1 protein-coding gene is annotated in these 522 nt (G+C 66.1%); it reads right to left on the reverse strand.

Annotation, left to right across the window (positions count from 1 at the left end):
- Positions 1-62 precede the first annotated feature (62 nt).
- Complete coding sequence (locus M0638_RS28330) at positions 63-380, reverse strand: hypothetical protein (protein ID WP_248670306.1); 318 nt, start codon at positions 378-380, stop codon at positions 63-65.
- Positions 381-522: the final 142 nt, after the last annotated feature.

Here is a 522-nt window from a genome sequence, read left to right on the forward strand (position 1 = left end):
ACTGCTGATCGCCCGCATCAGGTTGCCGGCGAAACGCCGTGAGGCTGACGCCATCGCCGCTGTCATTTCGGGCGGACACCCGCGATGAACTTTTCGGCGTCTGCCCTCAGCTCATTCTTCTCGTCCAGATGTTCGGCCAGGACCTTGAGCCGGCCGTCAAGCATGGCGTTGACAGCCGCGATCTCCTCCGGGGATGCCTTGACCAGCAGGGCTGCCAACACGTCGTTCAGGACGGCGATCTTCACTGCCAGCAATTCCGGCCGGAACGGCTTCCGGGCCTCCGCTTCCAGCTTCTTCACGCGCTGCTCTTGCCACGCCTGCCAGATGCCGATCCCGGCGATGGCGAGCGTGAACAGCGCGTTCCACATCTCGTGTGTCACACCTTCTCTCCTGGGCAGCTTCGAACACTCCCAGGATGAAGCCGACCGGGCCGGGTCCGCAATGGCCCGCCCGGTCGCGTTCCCTCCGCGTCCACGCTCCGTCGGCACGTCCGTGGACGCGCGGCCCGGGCCCGGCGTTTCA

This window comes from Roseomonas acroporae (assembly GCF_023223525.1).
Classification (GTDB): Bacteria; Pseudomonadota; Alphaproteobacteria; order Acetobacterales; family Acetobacteraceae; genus Roseomonas_E; species Roseomonas_E acroporae.